Origin of the sequence: Streptoverticillium olivoreticuli subsp. olivoreticuli (assembly GCF_003391135.1) — a bacterium.
Classification (GTDB): Bacteria; Actinomycetota; Actinomycetes; order Streptomycetales; family Streptomycetaceae; genus Streptomyces; species Streptomyces blastmyceticus.
Genome location: NZ_CP031455.1, coordinates 8,630,740 through 8,648,930 on the forward strand (window position 1 = coordinate 8,630,740; position 18,191 = coordinate 8,648,930).

11 protein-coding genes and 3 pseudogenes are annotated in these 18,191 nt (G+C 66.4%); all 14 read left to right on the forward strand.

Annotated elements, in window-relative coordinates:
- Positions 1 to 729 precede the first annotated feature (729 nt).
- The 14 genes and pseudogenes from DXZ73_RS37030 to DXZ73_RS37100 all read left to right on the forward strand — a co-directional run bounded on the left by DXZ73_RS37030 (position 730) and on the right by DXZ73_RS37100 (position 16,584).
- Positions 730 to 1,227, forward strand: a complete 498-nt coding sequence (locus DXZ73_RS37030; protein ID WP_116215311.1) for a hypothetical protein — start codon at positions 730 to 732, stop codon at positions 1,225 to 1,227.
- 47 nt (positions 1,228 to 1,274) lie between these two features.
- Complete coding sequence (locus DXZ73_RS37035) at positions 1,275 to 2,051, forward strand: DsbA family protein (protein WP_116215312.1); 777 nt, start codon at positions 1,275 to 1,277, stop codon at positions 2,049 to 2,051.
- Positions 2,052 to 2,058: 7 nt separating this feature from the next.
- Positions 2,059 to 2,910: a cytochrome c biogenesis CcdA family protein gene (locus DXZ73_RS37040; RefSeq protein ID WP_425315944.1), complete on the forward strand. Its 852-nt coding sequence runs from the start codon at positions 2,059 to 2,061 to the stop codon at positions 2,908 to 2,910.
- A gap of 553 nt (positions 2,911 to 3,463) precedes the next feature.
- Positions 3,464 to 4,519 (forward strand): annotated as a pseudogene (locus DXZ73_RS40735) (IS630 family transposase); the annotation flags it as partial.
- A gap of 32 nt (positions 4,520 to 4,551) precedes the next feature.
- Positions 4,552 to 5,123, forward strand: a pseudogene (locus DXZ73_RS39895) (transposase family protein); the annotation flags it as partial.
- A 335-nt stretch (positions 5,124 to 5,458) separates the two neighbouring features.
- Positions 5,459 to 5,944 carry a hypothetical protein gene (locus DXZ73_RS37060; protein WP_116215315.1) on the forward strand — a complete coding sequence of 162 codons (486 nt, stop codon included), beginning with the start codon at positions 5,459 to 5,461 and terminating at the stop codon, positions 5,942 to 5,944.
- Positions 5,945 to 6,107: 163 nt separating this feature from the next.
- A complete protein-coding gene (locus DXZ73_RS37065) occupies positions 6,108 to 7,112 on the forward strand; it encodes a peptidoglycan-binding protein (RefSeq protein ID WP_240351667.1) in 1,005 nt (334 codons plus the stop codon).
- Positions 7,109 to 7,819 (forward strand): ABC transporter ATP-binding protein, encoded by a 711-nt coding sequence (locus tag DXZ73_RS37070; RefSeq protein WP_116215317.1) that lies wholly within the window; start codon positions 7,109 to 7,111, stop codon positions 7,817 to 7,819. The genes DXZ73_RS37065 and DXZ73_RS37070 overlap by 4 nt, the downstream gene beginning before the upstream one ends.
- Positions 7,816 to 9,030: an ABC transporter permease gene (locus DXZ73_RS37075; protein WP_116215318.1), complete on the forward strand. Its 1,215-nt coding sequence runs from the start codon at positions 7,816 to 7,818 to the stop codon at positions 9,028 to 9,030. The genes DXZ73_RS37070 and DXZ73_RS37075 overlap by 4 nt, the downstream gene beginning before the upstream one ends.
- Before the next feature lie 277 nt (positions 9,031 to 9,307).
- Positions 9,308 to 10,675: an alpha/beta hydrolase gene (locus tag DXZ73_RS37080; protein WP_116209121.1), complete on the forward strand. Its 1,368-nt coding sequence runs from the start codon at positions 9,308 to 9,310 to the stop codon at positions 10,673 to 10,675.
- Positions 10,676 to 10,972: 297 nt separating this feature from the next.
- Positions 10,973 to 11,689, forward strand: coding sequence for a response regulator transcription factor (locus DXZ73_RS37085; protein WP_240351027.1), 717 nt, complete (start codon positions 10,973 to 10,975; stop codon positions 11,687 to 11,689).
- A complete protein-coding gene (locus tag DXZ73_RS37090) occupies positions 11,679 to 13,481 on the forward strand; it encodes a sensor histidine kinase (RefSeq protein WP_116209119.1) in 1,803 nt (600 codons plus the stop codon). The genes DXZ73_RS37085 and DXZ73_RS37090 overlap by 11 nt, the downstream gene beginning before the upstream one ends.
- 404 nt (positions 13,482 to 13,885) lie before the next feature.
- Positions 13,886 to 14,702, forward strand: a pseudogene (locus DXZ73_RS37095) (IS5 family transposase).
- An 820-nt stretch (positions 14,703 to 15,522) separates the two neighbouring features.
- Complete coding sequence (locus tag DXZ73_RS37100) at positions 15,523 to 16,584, forward strand: hypothetical protein (protein ID WP_162889920.1); 1,062 nt, start codon at positions 15,523 to 15,525, stop codon at positions 16,582 to 16,584.
- Positions 16,585 to 18,191 lie beyond the last annotated feature (1,607 nt).

Sequence of the window (18,191 nt, forward strand, 5' to 3'; positions counted from 1 at the left end):
CCGGCAACGGCCCCCGGGCCATGGCCACCTCCACAACCTCGCCATCAGGGCCTGCCGCCTGGCCGGAGCCACCAACATCGCCCGCACCCTACGTCACAACGCCCGCGACTACACCCGCCCGTTGACCGTGCCCGACCTCACCTGAACGACTTTGCCGAAGCCCTGCCCGACACCACAGCCCCAGACCTGACCGGCACTCCTCTGACAGGGTATTTATGTGCTGGTGTTCTATCGTGACCGTCATAGCTGGAATGAGAGGAATAGCGCGGAGTGATGGACTGGCCCGGACAGCACAAAGCGGCGCTGGCCGTGGTGCGCGCACTGCTCGGGCTCGTCGTACCTGTGGTTCTCTCCCTGTGCGCCCTGGGCAGCCCGGCCAGTGCTGCCAGCGGTCTGGTTGCGCCGGCCGCTGCGAGTTCCGTATCGGCGGTGCAGGCATGCAAGCCGGTACCCACCGAGCCCTCAGCCGATGCCGGACAGGGCGTGAAGCCGTGCAGTGCGAAGTCCAACGTCATTGAGGGACCGCGGCAGGCGGCAGCATGTGATCTCTGCCTGCCGGACGCCACTGCAGTTTCCGCCATGTCCGCTCCGTACCAGGCGCCTTCGGCGGTTGCCGGCGCATTCTGCGGCCCTTCCCCGCCGTCTTCTGTCCGGCTCGTCTCCGTTCTGCGGATCTAGGCCGCGGCCTTTGCGTCGCCTCCCTGGAATCCGCAGAACGGAGAACTCCATATGCCTTCATCCACCCGCTCACTGAGCCGTGCGGGCAGTACGTTGCGCAGCTGGCGGCCCCGGCAGTGGGCTGTCGCCTTGGCCAGTGCTGCTGCAACAGCTGTCCTCATCGGTGTGCCGACCGCCGTGATCCGCACACCCCTGTTCACCCGGGCCGTCCCGGCGCAGTGGTGGAACTACCCCGTCCTGATCCTCAGCGCCGTGCTGGGCGGGCTTGTGATCGCCACCTATGTCCGCGGAACTCCCCGCTCTGTGGCCGGCAAGTCTCTGGCGCGGAGCCGGATGGCGTCCACCGGCACACTGATGTCCGCCTTGGCAGTCGGATGCCCCGTCTGCAACAAGGCCGTCGTGGCCCTGCTCGGCGTATCAGGCGCGCTCAGCTACTGGGCTCTTTTGCAGCCGCTGATTGCTGTTCTGTCGATCGCGCTGCTGGCCGAGGCCGCCCTGCGCCGGCTTTCCGCAGAAGCCGTCTGCCCGCTCCCGCAGCCTGCCGCCTGAGCGCAGACCACTTCACCCGATCTTCCCCCGCACCACGAGGTTTTCGCATGCCCAAGAACACCCAGCCCACCACCCCCCGCCGGCAGCCCCACTCCCGCCGCCGACCCCTGCTCGCGGCAATTGCCCTCGTAGGCGCACTGGCCGCCTCCGGAGGAGCCATCGCTCTGACCAATGACGGGCAGGAGACCGGCCGCGATGTGACGTCCTCCAGCGACAGCCCGGCCAAGCAGGCACCGGCCGACGACGCACTGACGAAGCTCGCCCGCCGTGACAGCACCGACCCCATGGCCATCGGCCGGACCGACGCACCGGTCGTCATGATCGAGTATTCGGAATTCCAATGCCCCTTCTGCAGCCGCTTCGCCCGCGAGACCAAGCCGGAGCTGCTCCGCTCCTACGTCGACCAGGGCCTGCTGCGGATCGAGATGCGCGCCTTCCCCATCTTCGGTAAGGAGTCCGACCAGGCGGCTCTGGCCAGCTATGCCGCCGGGCGCCAGAAGAAGTTCTGGCAGTTCCACGACATGGCCTTCGCCAAACAGCGGAAGAAGAACTCGGGCGAGTTCAGCCAGGAAAACCTGGAAGCGATGGCCAAACAGGCCGGCGTCGCCGACATCGGACAGTTCCGCACCGACATGGCCTCCGACGAGGCCCGCAAAGCAGTGGAGAAAGACAAGGAAGAGGGCTACCGGCTGGGCGTGACCAGCACACCCGCCTTCCTCATCAACGGCCGGCCCCTGCTGGGCGCCCAGCCCACCCAGATCTTCAAACAGGCCATCGAAGATGCCGCAAAGACAGCCAAGACGAAGGGAAAGAACAGTGAGTGACTTCAGCATGCTGGCCGCGTTCCTCGGCGGCCTCCTCGCCCTCGTAAGCCCCTGCAGCGCCCTGCTGCTCCCTTCGTTCTTTGCTTACTCCTTCACCAGCCGCACCCGGCTCGCGGCACGCACTGCCCTCTTCTATCTCGGGCTGTGTGCCACCCTCGTACCGCTGGGAGTTGCCGGATCCTTCGCCAGCCGGCTTTTCTACGGACACCGTGACCTGCTCGTCACGGCCGGGGGCTGGACTGTCATCGCGCTCGGTGTGGCGCAGATCCTCGGATTCGGGTTCGGGTCACGGCGCCTTCAGCAGGCGGCCGGAGCACGCCGTTCGGGATCGGCCCCCTCTGTCGTTGTCCTCGGGGCTGTGTACGGGCTGGCCGGGTTCTGCGCCGGGCCGATCCTCGGCAGCGTCCTCACCATCGCTGCTGTCGACGGGAGCCCTTTCAACGGCGGGATGCTCCTTGCCCTCTACGCGCTGGGCATGGCCATGCCGCTGTTCGTTCTGGCCGTGCTGTGGGACCGTTTCGGCCTCGGCCACAAGAGGTGGCTGCGCGGCCGCCCGCTGGCTGTCGGGCGCCTGGCCGTACACAGCACCTCCCTCCTCGGCGGAGCCCTTTTCATCACCCTGGGCACGGTGTTCCTGCTCTTCGACGGCACCTCCGCGTTGCCTTCCCTGCTGAGCGTCGACACCGAATTCGCCCTCGAGGAGAAGGTGGCGGACATCGGTTCGGCCGTCTCCAACCGCACCCTGCTCTTCGTCGTTGCCGGAGTTGCCGCGATCGCGGCCGTGGCCGCCCTGGCGCCATGGCGCAAAGCTGACGACGGCCCGGCTGAGAGCGTCATTGAGGGCACTGGCAGGCGCTGACCCGATGCGGCCGGCGTGGGGTGCGGTCCGGCTGCTGACCGCGCCCCGTGCAGGGTTACTCAACTGGCTGTGCAAATCCTGGCGTGTCAGCGACTCCGTGCAGGGCTTGCAGAAAATCAACATGCAGGTTTGATGCTGTCTGGGGGTGTTGGTGCCGTAGGCGTCGGGGCAGGCGGTGAGTGAACCTCTTTCATCCTGTCCCGGGAGGGTGAAAAGGCTGGTCAGGGTGGGCCGAGACGACGTGTCAGGGCCCCTCGTCGTCGGCGTGGTGACTTCGCTTATCGCGCAGCGTCCGAGGGGCTCTGCTGGTTCCGTATCCTGCCATGCCCGATGTCCCGCACGAGCTGGTCGAGTACGTCTCGTGGCTGGTCCATGCCCGTCGGCGTGAGATTGACTCGCCATGGCGGAAGCCCGGTTGTTTCAGCAGGCCCTGCCGGTGCTGGCCCATCTGCGGAAGAACGAGATGTTCGCCCAGGCGGCAGGAGTTACTGAGTTTTCGGGTGTGGTGTCGCGGAGGGATGACGTGTGGTGATCCTCGCGGTATGCCCGGACTATGAGGTATCCGCAAGGCGGTGTCTGGCCGACGAGCGGCGTGCATTTCGCGAGCGCATCCGTATGGAAGCGGTCGGGACGTTCGCCGCAGGGCAGGACAACATGACGGTGTCGAAGCAACTGCGGGTCAGTGTGCGGTCGGTGCGGCGGTGGCGCCGTTCCTGGCAGAACGGCGGGCCACAGGCCCTGCGTTCCCGGGGCCGGCCGCCCACTGCAAGCTGAGTGAGCCTCTGTTCACGGTGCTGGAGAAGGAGCTGGCCGAAGGGCCGGTCGCGTACGGCTGGCCGGACCAGACCTGGACGCTGGTGAGGATCAGGATGTTGATCGGACGCCGGTTCCACAAGACCCTCGCACTGTCGACCATCATGGAGACGCTCCGCAGCCACGGGTTCAGCCACCAGGTCCCGGCCCGGCGTCCTCTGGAGCGTGACGAGGAGAAGGTCACCGGCCGGGTGAAAGACACGTGGCCGCAGGCGGAAGCACCGCGGCGGCGCTCGGGGCCTTCATCGTCTTCGAGGACGAGGCCGGATTCTCGATGACGCCGCCCACCACCCGCACCTGGGCCCGCCCCGGTCACACACCCGTGATCCGGGTGCGAGGACGCTCCCAGCGCCGCTTCTCCATCGCCGCCCTGACCTGCTACAAACCCGGCGAACGATCCCGGCTGATCTTCAGGCCCAGACGACATGCGGACCACAAGGGCGGTGGCCGACGCAGCTTCACCTGGGCCGAATACCGCGACCTCCTGACCGCCGCCCACCAGCAGCTCGATGCCCCGTTGGTACTCGTCTGGGACAACTTGAACATGCACTTGCATGCCCGACTACGCGCCTTTATCGACGCCCACGACTGGATCACTTCCTTCCAGCTGCCGTCCTATGCACCCGGCCTCAACCCGGTCGAAGGCATCTGGTCACTGGTACGGCGCGCCGGCCAGAACAACACCGCTTTCACCGACCCCGACCACCTGATGTGCTCCTTGCGCCGGACCCTCCGCGAGATTCAGTACCGCAGCGACGTCATCGACAGATGCCTCGCCGCAACCGGACTCACCCTGACGTCATCACGCCCGAAAAGTCAGCAGAGGCCTCCACCACAACGGCCTGGCGGTACGTCGGCGAGACCCTCGGCGTCCTTGCCTCCTGGGTGTCTGGTCTCTGTGAGGTTCTGGTGGGTCTGGTGAGGGGGGCTCCGTTATCGCTGACGGGATATGGATCCCGGTCGGCCGGATCGCCGCGGGCGGGCCGTACGGCAGCCGGGAACACCGGAAGCACGGTATGAATGTACGGGTCATCGCCTGCCCGGACGGGAACCCCGCTGTGGTTCTCCCGGGCTCTGCCCGGCCGTACCCACGGCCTCATTGTGGCCCGGGCCCACGGCATCGTCCAGGCCTGCCTCACCCAGCAGATCCTCGTCCTGGCCGGCCGCGCCTGCCAAGGAGCCGGCGGTACCGTCCGCACCTCGTATTACGGACACCGCGAACTCCCCGGCTGCTACCAGCGGTTCAACCGTGTCCACGCCTGTCTCCGGGCGCCCGGCGAACACGCCTCCGCCTGCCTGAAGCCCTGGCCCATCCTCCGCAGGGCCCAATGCCCCACCAACCGGACCGGAACCGTCGTCGCTGCAGTCCAACCCTCCTGACCAGCGACTATCCAGGATGAAATGGATTCAGTGATGCTATGCCCGGATCTGTCTGGTGCTGTCCGGGGCTTTCGCTCAGCCCCGGCGACTGTTCCGGACCTTGGTCACCTGAAGAGCGTCGGCATCCTGTATCTGTGCCAGAGCCCAGCAGCTGGTGCTCACTACGCGATCATCATGCCGGTCTGACAGGTTCTTCATATCCACTGGTGAGCATTGGCACATGCTGAATTCTCCCGGCCGTCCGCAGTTGCGGACCGGCGTTCTGTCTGTAGCCGCTGTCGCCTCGCTTTTCGTTCTTACCGCCTGCGGAGGCGGAGGGAACGGGGCGGCGGGTGCGGGAAAGAAGGACGACCAGGTGGCCTCGGTCGACCGTGGCGATGGTGCCAAAAGTGAGAGCAAGGAAAAAGCCGGGGGCGGCACAGGGGAGAACGCCGATGCGGAGAAGGGGCGGCCGCAGCTGCGGCTGGACAGCTCTCAGGAGGAGGAGGCGCGGCTCTGGAACGCGTACAACGCCTGCCTGAAGACGAACGGTGTCGAGATGCAGCCCCGTCCCGGAGGGGGAGAGGGGCCTGCTGAAGGCGGGGAGCCGAAGGCCGCGTATGACAAGTGCCAGGTCAAGATGCCGTTGTTGCCGCCGGAGATGGACGAGAAGAAGAACCCGCAGTACCTGGACAACTTCCGTGACTGGGTCCGGTGCATCAACAGCAAGGGCGTCCCGGTCAAGGGGAAGCCCGACGGCAGCGGCTGGGAGTACGCGGGTGAGTCGGGCAAGTCCGAAACCGAAGTGAACAAGATCGCCAACGACTGCAAGGTGGAGACATTCGGTGGCGGAAAGCGCTGAGTACGCAGGCACACCGCCCGGGGGCCGGCAGGGCAAGCAGGGCAGGAGGCGGGCTGTCATCGCGGTTGCTGCGGTGGTTACGGCGGGTGCCGTTGCCGGGGGTGTATGGGGACTGGTTTCAGGCGGTCCGGACAAGACGCCGGCCGCGTCCCGCCCTCTGTCATTGCACACCATCGCCGTCACCAGGACCGACCTCGCCAACACCATGGAGCTGACGGGAACCCTGGGCTACGGCTTTGAAAGAGTGCTGAAGGGGGCGAAGAAGGGGCTGGTCACACGGCTTCCGGAGACTGGCGCAGCGGTGGACCGTGGCAAGCCTGTCTACTGGGTCGACGATCAGCCTGTGATGGCGTTCTTCGGTGACACCCCGCTCTTCCGCACACTCGAGCCCGCTATGAAAGGCAAGAAACCGCTCGTCGGCCGCGACGTGAAAATGGTCGCGGAGAACCTCAAGGCACTCGGATACGACATCGGCGCACAGCCCACGCCGGGCTGGTCTCCGACTACCCCGGCCGACGGCCGCCCGCACGGTGACGACGTCGGCGAGTTCACTCCCGCTCTGTCCGAGGCCCTCAAACGCTGGCAGCGCGCCGCCGGCATGCAAGCCACTGGCACCCTCGGCATCGGCGACATAGCGGTCTTTCCCGGCGCGGCCCGCATCAGCAGCATCAAGGCAGCACTCGGCGACGATGCAGGAGGCGAGCTGCTGACGATTACGCAGACCGGCAAGACGGTGACGGTACCGGTCGAGGCAACCCAGGCGGGGCAGGCAAAGGCAGGGGCCCGGGTAACGGTCGTCCTGCCGGACGGCACGGAAACCGATGGCAAGATCAAGGAGATCAGCCGTACCGCCACGGACAGCTCCAAGAACGGAGCCGGCGAAGCCAGGACCTCACCGAAGCTGGACGTAACAGTCCTGCTGGACAGCGGTCACCAGATCAAGGACCTGGACGCGGCACCGGTACAGGTCCGCTTCACCACCGAGACCAGGCGCGGTGTCCTCGCCGTGCCGGTCGGCGCGCTCACGGCGCTGCGCGAGGGCGGCTACGCCGTGCAGCTCCCGGACGGCAAGCTGATCGCAGTGAAGACCGGGATGTTCGCCCGGGGCATGGTGGAAATCACCGGGGAGAACATCACCGAAGGCACCCAGGTGGTGACCACCACATGACACCCGTACTTGCCGTCCGAAACGTGACCAAGGCGTACGAGAGGGGCGTCACCGCACTGGAGGATGCCTCCCTCGTCATCGAGGAAGGCGAGATCCTCGCCATCGTCGGGCCGTCGGGCTCGGGCAAGTCAACGCTCCTGAACATCATGGGAACGCTCGACCTGCCCACCACCGGCACGGTCGAGATCGGAGGCCAGGACATCGCAGAACTCACCGACCGCCAGCTCTCCGCGCTGCGCAGCCGCCAGCTGGGCTTCGTATTCCAGCAGTTCCATCTGACAGACGGTCTGAACGCGGCCGAGAACGTCGCAACCGGACTTCTGTACGCAGGAATTCCCCGCCGCCACCGCCACCACCTGGCAGCCGAAGCACTCGGCCGGGTCGGCCTCGCACACCGCATCGGGCACCTGCCACACCAGTTGTCAGGAGGTGAGCGGCAGCGGGTCGCCATCGCACGGGCTCTGGCCAACGACCCGGCCCTGATCCTCGCCGACGAGCCGACCGGAGCCCTCGACACCGCCACCGGCCGCTCCGTCATGGAACTCCTGCGCCGCCTCAACACCGAAGGCACCACCATCGCGATCATCACCCACGACCGGGACATCGCCGCGCGCCTGCCACGCCGCGTGGAGATCCTCGACGGCCGCATCGTCACCGACAGCACCGCACCCACCACCGCCATCCCCGTAGTGAGCAGCCCGGTATGACCGGCCACCACACCCGGATCCCGAAAACCAGGATCTCGCCCCTCGACATGCTGCACCTCGGGTTCCTCGGGATCCGCACCCGCAAGGCCCGGGCCGTGCTCTCAGCCCTGGGCATCTCCATCGGCATCGCCACCCTGATCGCGGTCATCGGGATACCAGCCTCCAGCCAGCGGGCCCTGATGAACGAACTCTCCGCGATGGGCACCAACATGCTGCGCGCGCAGCCCGTTCCCGACCAGCAGCCCCCGGTACTACTGCCCGAGGATTCGGTAGGCATGGCCGAGCGCATCGGCCCGGTAACCCAGGCCAGTGCGGTCGCCAACACCCACGCTCTGGTACGGCGTTCCGACCGCGTGGACGAGAACGATGCCTCCGGCCTGACAGTCCTGGCAAGCAAACTCAATCTTCTCGACACCGTCAACGGCACGGTGCACTCCGGCCGGTTCCTGGACCCCACCACGCAGAAGTTCCCCACCGCCGTCCTCGGTTACGAGGCTGCTGCCCGCCTTGGCCTCGCCAGCCTCACATCCGGCGGCCAGGCACCGCAAGTGAACATCGACAAGCGCTGGTTCACGGTCATCGGCATCCTGGCACCGGTCCCGCTCGCCCCTGACCTCGATCGCTCGGTCCTGGTCGGATGGGACGCGGCCCGCAGTGAGCTGGGTTTCGGCGGTCACCCGACGGTCGTCTACGTCCAGGCCAGAGAGTCCGCCCTCGAAGACGTACGCGCTGTCCTGGGCCCCACTCTCAGCCCTCAGACTCCCGGCCTGGTCCAGGTCAGCCGCCCCTCCGACGCCCTCGCCGCCAAGCGCGTCACCGAATCCGCCTTCTCCTCCCTGTTCCTGGGACTGGCCGGTGTGGCCCTCCTGGTCGGCGGCATCGGTGTGGCCAACACTATGGTTATCTCGGTGCTGGAACGGCGTAGGGAGATTGGTCTGCGCCGTGCGCTGGGTGCTAGCAGAGGCCAGATCCGGGGTCAGTTCATGAGTGAATCTATCGCGTTGTCAGGGCTGGGAGGCATCATGGGCGCTGCTCTGGGCATGGCTGCTACCGCAGCCTTCGCGCTGTCCCAGGACTGGCCGGCGGTGATCCCTTTCACGTCCGTCGCGGCCGGTTTCGGTGGTGCGGTGCTTGTGGGGGTGGCCGCGGGTCTCTACCCGTCCGTACGAGCCTCCTGTCTCACCCCTGTAGAGGCCCTGGCCGGCGGATGAGCGCGCCTGCAGCGCAGTGCGCCCTTTCCGGATGCCGGATACACAGGCAACCTCCTCTCACCCCCGCCGGTGAGACGGCCCGCCACTCCTGTCCCGTCGCCGGCCAGCGCGGCTCCCCGCCGGGAGACGGGGCCGCACTCACGAGACAGCCCCCACAAGCAAGTCCTCATCAGCCATTCCTCCTGGTCCCCCTGTATCAGGGCGACAGGCCGCCACCCGAAAAGGGGTTCCCCACATGCGGTGTACTGCCCGGCTCTGGACAACCGCTGCCGCCGCGATGGCCACAGCAGCGCTGGGCACTGTCCCCGCCGGCGCCGCACCGCCGGACCCGAGCACAGATGCGAGGACGTACGAGGTCGGCTCGGCTGTCTACAACCTGGGCGACTCGGCCTTCACCGCACAGGGACACAATCCTCCGCCCGTTGAGCTCGCCGGCATCGTGCACTACCCCAAACGGCCCGGCGGCAGAGCCCTGCCACTGGTGATGATGCTGCACGGCTCCTGGTACAGCTGCGCAGACAAGGACGCCGAAACCGCGGCCGCCGCAGCCGAGCTCGCCGCGAAGCAGTCCGAAGCCAGGGGCGACACCGCAGAAACGGAGAACCAGCGCGCCAAGGCCACCGCCCACAGACAAGCCCTGGGACGCTGGCCCTGCGCACCGGACGTCCAGCCGATGCGCAGCTACCGCGGGTACGACTACCTCGGGAAGGAACTGGCCAGCCGCGGCTACACAGTCGTGTCGATCAGCGCCGACAGCGTCGATGCCCAGCAGCAGCTGGAAGGCCGTGCTCTGCGTACCAGTCTGCTGAACAAGCATCTGGCAATGTGGGAAGGCCTGGCAGCCTCCGGCAGGGGAGAGCTCGCCGGGAAATTCACCGACCCGCAAACCGGCGAAGCCAAGCCGGTGGACTTCACCAACCGCATCGACATGGCCAGCGTCGGCACTCTGGGACACTCACGCGGCGGCGCCGGCGTACTCGATCACGCCTCGGACAAAAAACGCCCGGCATGGCCATCCGGAGTGCAGGTCAAGGCGGTCTTCGCCATGGAACCAGCCGCCCTGGCCGTCCCCGAACCACTTCCCGTGACCGGCCTTCCCCTCGCGACCCTCCTCGGCACCTGCGACGGCCTCTACCAAGAAGGGAAAACCGCGGCGGCGCTCGGCGACAGCCGCAACCGCTACCCCACCCACCAGTTCTCCGTCCAGGGCGCGAACCACAACTTCTTCAACACACAATGGTCCCCCGACGGCGGCCAGCCCGCCTCGAGCGACGACGCCACCCATGAAGAAGGAGGCCGCTGCCGGACAACCAGCGGCGAAGGCTCAGCAGCCGTCCAGCAGCTCACCCCCACTCAGCAACGCGAGGTGGCCAAGACCTACGTGACCGCCTTCTTCGACCGCCACCTGCGCGGCCAGGACAAAGCCGAAGCCATCCTCAACGGCACGGCCCAGCCGGCCAAGGACATCACCGAAGTAAAGATAAAGACCACCTCGCACGGCAGCAGCCCCGCACCAGAAGACACCGACACCACCACCGGCAACAGGCACCGTGCACAGCCCGGCCCGGCAGCGCTATGGGCAGCCGGCGCAGGAGCTGCTGTACTCATCATCACCGCGATCACGCGCCTGCGCCGAAACACCTGAACCGGCCCACCCACGACGATCACCCCCCAGCACCACGCCCCGACGAAATCCAGGCCCAGCCCCCAAACTGCTCACAGCCCCGACTGCCAGCCGCAGGCCTGCAGACCCGCACACATCCACGAACCACCGACCCCCACATGCCGAGACACGTCCGAAGACGACCCGCCCACACAACCGATACACGCGCAGCACCACAAACCACGACCGGATATGAAGAACCCCTCAGCTCCTGCTGGACGCCCCGGCCCCGGCCCGGTTCCCAGCCTGCAGTGCCACACCTCGCCTACGATCACCCATGTGTGCGCATACATCCTCGTAGCGGAAGACGACAAGAAGCAGGCCGGACTGATCCACCGCTACCTGGAACACGAGAAACACACCGTCACCGTCGTCCACGACGGGCGGGCCGCACTCGAAGAGGTCCGCCGCCAAGAGCCCGACCTGCTCATCCTGGACGTAATGATGCCCAAAACCGACGGACTGGACGTGGTACGCATCCTTCGGCGCGAGACAGACCTGCCCGTACTGCTGCTCACCGCGCGCTCCACGGAAGACGACCTGCTCCTCGGCCTGGACCTGGGCGCCGACGACTACATGACCAAGCCCTACAGCCCGCGCGAGCTGATGGCCCGGGTACGCACGCTGCTCCGCCGGACACGGCATGCCGGCCTTCCCGACGGCTCCTTCCACGTGGGCGGCCTCACGGTAGACCCCATCCGCTACGAGGTGCGCCAAGAAGACCGGCTGATCGACTGCACACCAGGCGAATTCCAGATCCTGGCCGCCATGGCCGCCGAACCCAACAGAGTCTTCACCCGCCCCCAACTGCTGGCGGCCATCCACGGCTCCGGCCGCTACATCACCGACCGGACCGTCGACGTCCACATCATGAACCTCCGGAAAAAGATCGAAGCCGACCCGCGACAGCCCGCCCACCTGCTCACCGTCTTCGGAGTCGGCTACAAACTCACCGACAGCCCGGCCAGCACGCAAGGCCCCCACCGTGCCGGGTAGCGTACCCCCGCACAAGACCCTCCTGGCCCGGCTGCTGACCACCTCCGTCATCGTGGCCGTCTGCTCCATCGCCGCGACCACATGGCTGGCAGTACAGACCACCTCCGGCGCGTTCAACCAAGAGCGAGGACAAGCCCTCGCCGAAGACACCCGCATCTACAACACCCTCCTCGGCATCGCCGCCCGCGCCCCGGGCTGGAAAAACGCCGGCCCCACAGTCAGCGACCTGGCCCGTCAGACCGGCCGCCGCATCACGCTCACCACCCAGGACGGCAAGCCGATCGCCTCCTCCAGCACAAGGGCGCTGCCGCCCTCAGCCAAGGCAGCCGCGGTCCTCGACCCGCTGTCCGTCGATACAGCGCTGTCTCCCAAAGCCGCCGCCAGCCGCATCGACCCGCGCGCAGCAGGCCCCTACACCCTCACCGCAGCCGAACACGCGGACCTGCGCAAACTAGCCGAGCGCAGCGCCGCATGCCTGCACCGCAACGCCGTCACCGCAGACGTCAAAGAGACCCCCAGCGGCCGCCCGTACGTCCAGGCGGCCAACGACTCCCAGAACCTCAGCGCCACCCAGTGCGCCATCCCCGAGCTCGGGAAGCCCACCCCCACCGAACGCAGGGCACTCGACCAGCTCGACACTCTGGTCAACGCCTGCCTGAAACGACACCAGATGGGACCGGTCAACCTCAGCCTCGACTACACCTGGACCACCCCCGCACCCCACACCGGCAGCTCCGACCCCACGACAGCCTCGTGTGTCGACTCCGGACGCCGGGAACAACTCACCCCCTACGTCTCAACTCCCGCACTCCTTTACCTCAGCAGCGCGGACGGCGCCCCGTCCGCTGGCTTCCGCCTGTCGCCAGCCGACACCGCCCGGGTCGCAGGAGCAGCAGCACTCGTCCTCACCGTCACCCTGGCCGTCACCGTCTTCGCCGCCACACGCCTGGTACGGCCACTGCGCGCGCTGACCAGCGCCGCCGAACGCATGAAAGCAGGCGACACCACCGCCAGAGTGAACGTCCCCGCGAACAGCGAGATCAGCCAACTAGCATCAGCATTCAACGACATGTCCGAAACCCGTGCCCGCCTCGAAGACCTGCGCAAAGCCATGGTCAGCGACATCGCACACGAACTGCGCACGCCTCTGAGCAACATCCGCGGCTGGCTGGAAGCAGCCCAGGACCACATCGTCCCCACCGACCCCGCACTCCTCTCCTCCCTCCTCGAAGAAGCCGTCCTCCTCCAGCACATCATCGACGACCTCCAGGACCTGGCTGCCGCCGACGCAGGCACCCTGCGACTGCGCCCCGAACCCGTATACCTGGCAGATCTCCTCAGCCAAGTGGCGGCGGCCCACCTCGCGAACGCCCGCAGAGCCAGGGTCACCCTCTCCGTATGCCGCGATGCGGATCCATTCCTGAACGTGGACCCGGTCCGGCTGCGACAGGCAGTAGGCAACCTCGTCTCCAACGCCGTACGCCACACCCCCCCGGGGGGAAGCGTGACCCTGCGCGCAGCCCAGGAGGAAGACGTCACGGTGATCGAGGTGACGGACACCGGCACCGGCATCGACGCCGACGATCTCCCACACGTTTTCGACCGCTTCTGGCGGGCGGAGAAGTCCCGCAACCGCGAGACCGGCGGCAGCGGGCTGGGCCTGACGATCGTCCGCAAGCTCACCGAAGCACACGGCGGCACGGCGACAGTGTCCAGCACCCTCAGCGGCGGGACGACATTCTCACTCCGTTTCCCCACCGACGACGTCACCCCCGGATCCTTCGAGCCATAAGAACGTGTCCTGTGTGCCGGGGGGCCTTGGCCCTGGCACGAAGGGGCCCTCCCGTCAGGCTGTCTGCTCCGAAGCCGTGATCCACCTCTGCGTGGCCGGCCTGATGGCCGGCTGCCTCACTCGCGAAACCGCACCAGCGCCTGCGGACAACAGCTGTGCGGACCCTGGAAAGCCGTGTGCCGTATACGGCGGGCAGACCGGCCCCCAGAACCGGCGGAGACACACTCAATCCATGATGATCACGAACGTGCCGCAGACCAGGATTTCGCGATCGCCGGCAGACGGGTACTCGACCAGGAATCCAGGGCACCGCTGGTTGGCTTGATCCGGTTCCAGTGCTGAAACCTTGATGCAAGGGCTGTTAAGACGGTGTCTTATGTGGTGGGTTGGTCGTTGGTTGGGTTATGGGGAGTGGGCGGTGGGGTTGGATTGTTCCTGCGGGTTTGTGGGAGCTGGTGCGGCCGTTGCTGCCGGCGGACAAGGTCCGTCCGCAGGGTGGCGGCACGGCGAACATCGACCATGAAGCTGTGTTCGCCGCGGTCGTGTACGTCTTGGTCAGCGGCTGTGCCTGGCGTGCTCTGCCGCCCTGTTCCGGGGCCTCGAGAGCGACGGTTCACCGCCGTTCCTGATCTGGTCGAGAGCGGGAGTGTGGGGCTGGCTGCACCAGACAGTCCTCGACCGGCTCGCCGCGAAGGGGCTGCTGGACTTGTCCCGTGTGGTGCTCGACTGCGCTTACGTGCGGGCCAAAAAGGGGGCGAACTTGCAGGTCCGTCGCCCGTGGACCGGGGCAGGCCGGGTTCCAGGATGCACATCCTGTCCGACCGCGGAGGGCTGCCCCTCGTCGTGGGCATCTCCGCCGGCAACACCCACGGCCTCCACGGACTGAAACCCATGGCTGGCGGACTCCGGTCACGGCACGACCCGGAACGGGGACGGCGCTACAAGCCCCGCAAACTCCACGCCGACAAGGCCTACGACACCTCCGAACTGCGTCGATGGCTCCGCGGGAAACGTATCGCCGTCCGCATTGCCCGCAAAGGCATCGACTCCAGCGAACAGCTCGGACGTCATCGCTGGGTGATCGAGCGCACCATGTCCTGGCTCACCGGATACCGCCGACTCTCACCCAGGTATGAACGCCAACCCCGCAACTACCTCGCCTTCCTCGGACACGCCGCCGCACTCCTCTGCTACAAGAGACTCCTCCAACTCACCACATAAGACATGCTGTAAGTACGCGATTTGGCCATTCAGCGGCGTACTCCGCGCCGCCGGCCTGACGGATGGCCCTGACCGGTGTGGTGCAGCGCCAAGTAATAGGTTCGATCGGCGATTCTGAAAAATCCGGCACCAGCCGAATCACGCCGTATCGGTGCCAGTCTCCGGCGACGGACTGGAGGCGGCCTCCTTAAGCCTGCCTGGTGCCACAGCGGACGCTCCTGGACGGACAGGAGACCTCTGCGTTCTTTCAGCTTCCGGACCGTCCAGCACAGAGCTGCGTTCTCCGTCTGCAGCGGTTTCTGAGGCACGGGACCGCCTCGGCAATCACCGACTGCCTGTCCCCGGGCATCATCTCCGCAGACGGGTGATCTGCTTGATCATCGTTCCGGGCCCGAGAGTGGCACACGTGACCGCGTTAGCTGTGAATTCAAGCGAGTAGCCCTTCACGGCCATGAGATATACCGTTCTCCCGGATCATCAAAATTGGAATATCCTGAGTAGCCGGAATTCGCGGTCGAGGCCTGTGGATAACCAGTCCTGCGATCATGCTCCCGAACAGGGCATCAGCCAAGCTGGCAACGCGGAGAAGCCGCCCCCTCTGCAACTAAAGTTGCATGCTCGTATACGCGGAAAGTCCAGGGTGATGGATACGATCGTGTGACGCGCCAGGGCGGATTCAGTCGGCATCATGGATGAGTAACACCACCACCCCTGATTTCACCGAAGGAATTCTTTAATGAAGCGCGCTAACTCACGCCGTGGACACCTTCTCACCGCCATCCTCGGAGGCACAGCCGTCGCCTCGCTTGCTATGACCGGAGTGGCGCAGGCCAACACCGCGAACAACAACGCCGGCGCCCACGCAGCAGCAGACCAGGTCCGTGACATCGAGGCCGATGGCTTCCGAGTGCTGATGCAGAAGCATGGCCTGACCGGCAAGTCGATTGTCAAGGACACCTTCACCGGCAGCATCGTGGCCAAGGACACCAAGACCGGCACGGAGACAGTCCTGGTCGACAGCACCAAGGGCGCCTACCAGGGATCGGACTTCCGCTACCTGGGCGAGCAGTCCACCACTGGCCTCCTGCTGTTCCAGGACGCGACGTCCAGCAAGGTCTTCAAGGTCGATGTCCGCAAGGGCTCCATCACCGAAATCACCAACAAGCGCGTGCCCGTGACGGTGAAGACTGCCGACGGCACCTACGCCACGTATGTGGTGGAAAAGGGCAAGGACGGCAGCACTACCGTCAAGGACAACAAGGGCAAGCCTGTCCACGACCTTAAGCAGCGTGAGACGAAGCCCGAGACTGAGGGCGGCGACCTGTCCTCGATCCTGGACGGCATCGAGCTGCCGGACTTCTCGGAAGAGGCTGAGATGGCCAAGTTCTGGGAGCAGCGTGCTGAGCATGTTGGCCAGGAGGCCATGGAGAAGCAGCGCGCTGAGTGGCTTGCTGAGAAGGCTGCCCAGGCGAAGGACGGGGAGAAGGGCGACCTGTCTTCGATCCTGGACGGCATTGACTTCCCGCGTATGACGGATGCGTCCAACGAGGAAGAGTTCGACAAGCAGCGTGAGGCCTACAACAAGCAGGCTGAGGCTGAGAAGGCTGCCCAGGCGAAGGACGGGGAGAAGGGCGACCTGTCTTCGATCCTGGACGGCATTGACTTCCCGCGTATGACGGATGCGTCCAACGAGGAAGAGTTCGACAAGCAGCGTGAGGCCTACAACAAGCAGGCTGAGGCTGAGAAGGCTGCCCAGGCGAAGGACGGGGAGAAGGGCGACCTGTCTTCGATCCTGGACGGCATTGACTTCCCGCGTATGACGGATGCGTCCAACGAGGAAGAGTTCGACAAGCAGCGTGAGGCCTACAACCAGGGCAAGTAGTCGGACGGCGCTGCTGACTTGCTGTTGAGGCGCGGCCGAGCGGCCTGAGACCGTGACCGGCCCCGGGATATCCCTGGCCGGGGCGGCCTCAGGCGGTCCGCCCCGGCCTTTCGCGTGAGCTGTTGTCCGGTTGGTGGCCGTACCGGCGACCAGCAATTGCCGGGACTCCGTGGGCGATCTGCTGGGGTGCTGACGGCGGGGGAGCGGATGCTGCTTCACCGGAAGGGTGCGCGGCGGCCTCGGGTCCCGGGGTGGGGCGCGAGGCCGCCGCGGCTGAGAAGCTTCCTGTGGGTCCCGGCCCGGACGGTGCACACAGCGCAGCGGCGTGTCCGCAAGGGGCTTTGAACGCTCGATGCTCACCAGACTCTGGGCGTGGCTGGCCGAAAGGCGATGTGAGCTGGCCGGTCGGTTGTGAATGGTGCCGGTCCGGCTGGTGGAGACCGGAGGTCACCAGCGTGCTGATCCCGCATGCAGCTGGCAGCGGTACGCACGCTCAGCTGCTGCGGGTCTCGCTGGAGAGACTGGTGCAGGCCGGCGGTAACTGACCGGGGGAGCCGATCGATCCGGAACTATGCGGACTGTGCAGAGTTTGCTGCTGCGGCCTGCGGAAGGTCTGCGTCCGGTGCATCCTGACCGTGATGGCCCAGTTTCTGGTACTGGCGCCGTACTGCTGCGGCCTGCGTGGTCTGCCAGTCCGCCGACGTGAAGCTCGCCACCCGGAGAGGGACTGCCTGCCGTGACTCTAATGGTGTCTGCGGTGTCCCCAGGATCACTGTCAAGCTCCGTAACAGCAGTGAGCGCATCAGTCGCAGGCGCGTCGCCTGTCTCAGGCGGTCCACCGGGCCTACCGGGCACCCTCTGTGGCGCAGGTACTGCATCACGATCACCGGTCCGGCTGCCGCGAAGGCCTCTGCACCTGATGGGACGGGACTCACCGCGGAGGCGGTGAACACGAAGCGCACCGGACGCTTTGTGATCTCCCGCTGGAAACCGGGAAGTTCTGTATCCGGCAGCCGTGACCGACATCGGTTCGCGCTGTCTGGTCGGCTGGGCTTTTGCCGATCACATCAGGCCGAGCTCGCCGTCGGCGCCCCGGCTGTGGCCGGGCGGGCTCTCGTCAGCCTCGACGACGCCATCATGCACACCGGCCACGGCGCTCAGTACACGAGGTGCGATCCAGCCGATGGGTGAGGTGGACAGCTCTGACGGCAATGCGCTCGTGGAGTCCGTCAACGTGGTTCCTGTGGAAGACGCTTCAGGGCCAGAAAGAGGCTGGTCTCGCGAGCGCGAGGCATGTCCTGGTGTGTTCCGCGTCGGCTGCTCCGCTGCAGTACGTCTGCTGCCACTCCTGCTTGCCCCGGGCATCACAGCCCGATCGCTTTGAGGCGGCACTCGGTACAGCATCAACTGTGCTGGCCTGAGCTGCATATCCCCGTGTCCAGGATTCAGGAGCCAGGTTCTGTTGCTGGTGAAGGCGGGTAGGCCGCGGTGGGCGTCCTCGCAGAGGCCGGGCAAGACTTGGTCCGGGCTGCAGCAGATGAGGGTGCGGTCCAGGACTGTGAACAGCAGTCCCTGTTGCTGGCAGCCTCCCAGGATCGCTGCGGGAC

Coding starts and splice junctions, on each gene's coding strand:
- DXZ73_RS37030 (WP_116215311.1), top strand. CDS start 730: ATGCCTTCATCCACCCGCTCACTGAGCCGTGCGGGCAGTACGTTGCGC.
- DXZ73_RS37035 (WP_116215312.1), top strand. CDS start 1,275: ATGCCCAAGAACACCCAGCCCACCACCCCCCGCCGGCAGCCCCACTCC.
- DXZ73_RS37040 (WP_425315944.1), top strand. CDS start 2,059: ATGCTGGCCGCGTTCCTCGGCGGCCTCCTCGCCCTCGTAAGCCCCTGC.
- DXZ73_RS37070 (WP_116215317.1), top strand. CDS start 7,109: ATGACACCCGTACTTGCCGTCCGAAACGTGACCAAGGCGTACGAGAGG.
- DXZ73_RS37075 (WP_116215318.1), top strand. CDS start 7,816: ATGACCGGCCACCACACCCGGATCCCGAAAACCAGGATCTCGCCCCTC.
- DXZ73_RS37080 (WP_116209121.1), top strand. CDS start 9,308: ATGGCCACAGCAGCGCTGGGCACTGTCCCCGCCGGCGCCGCACCGCCG.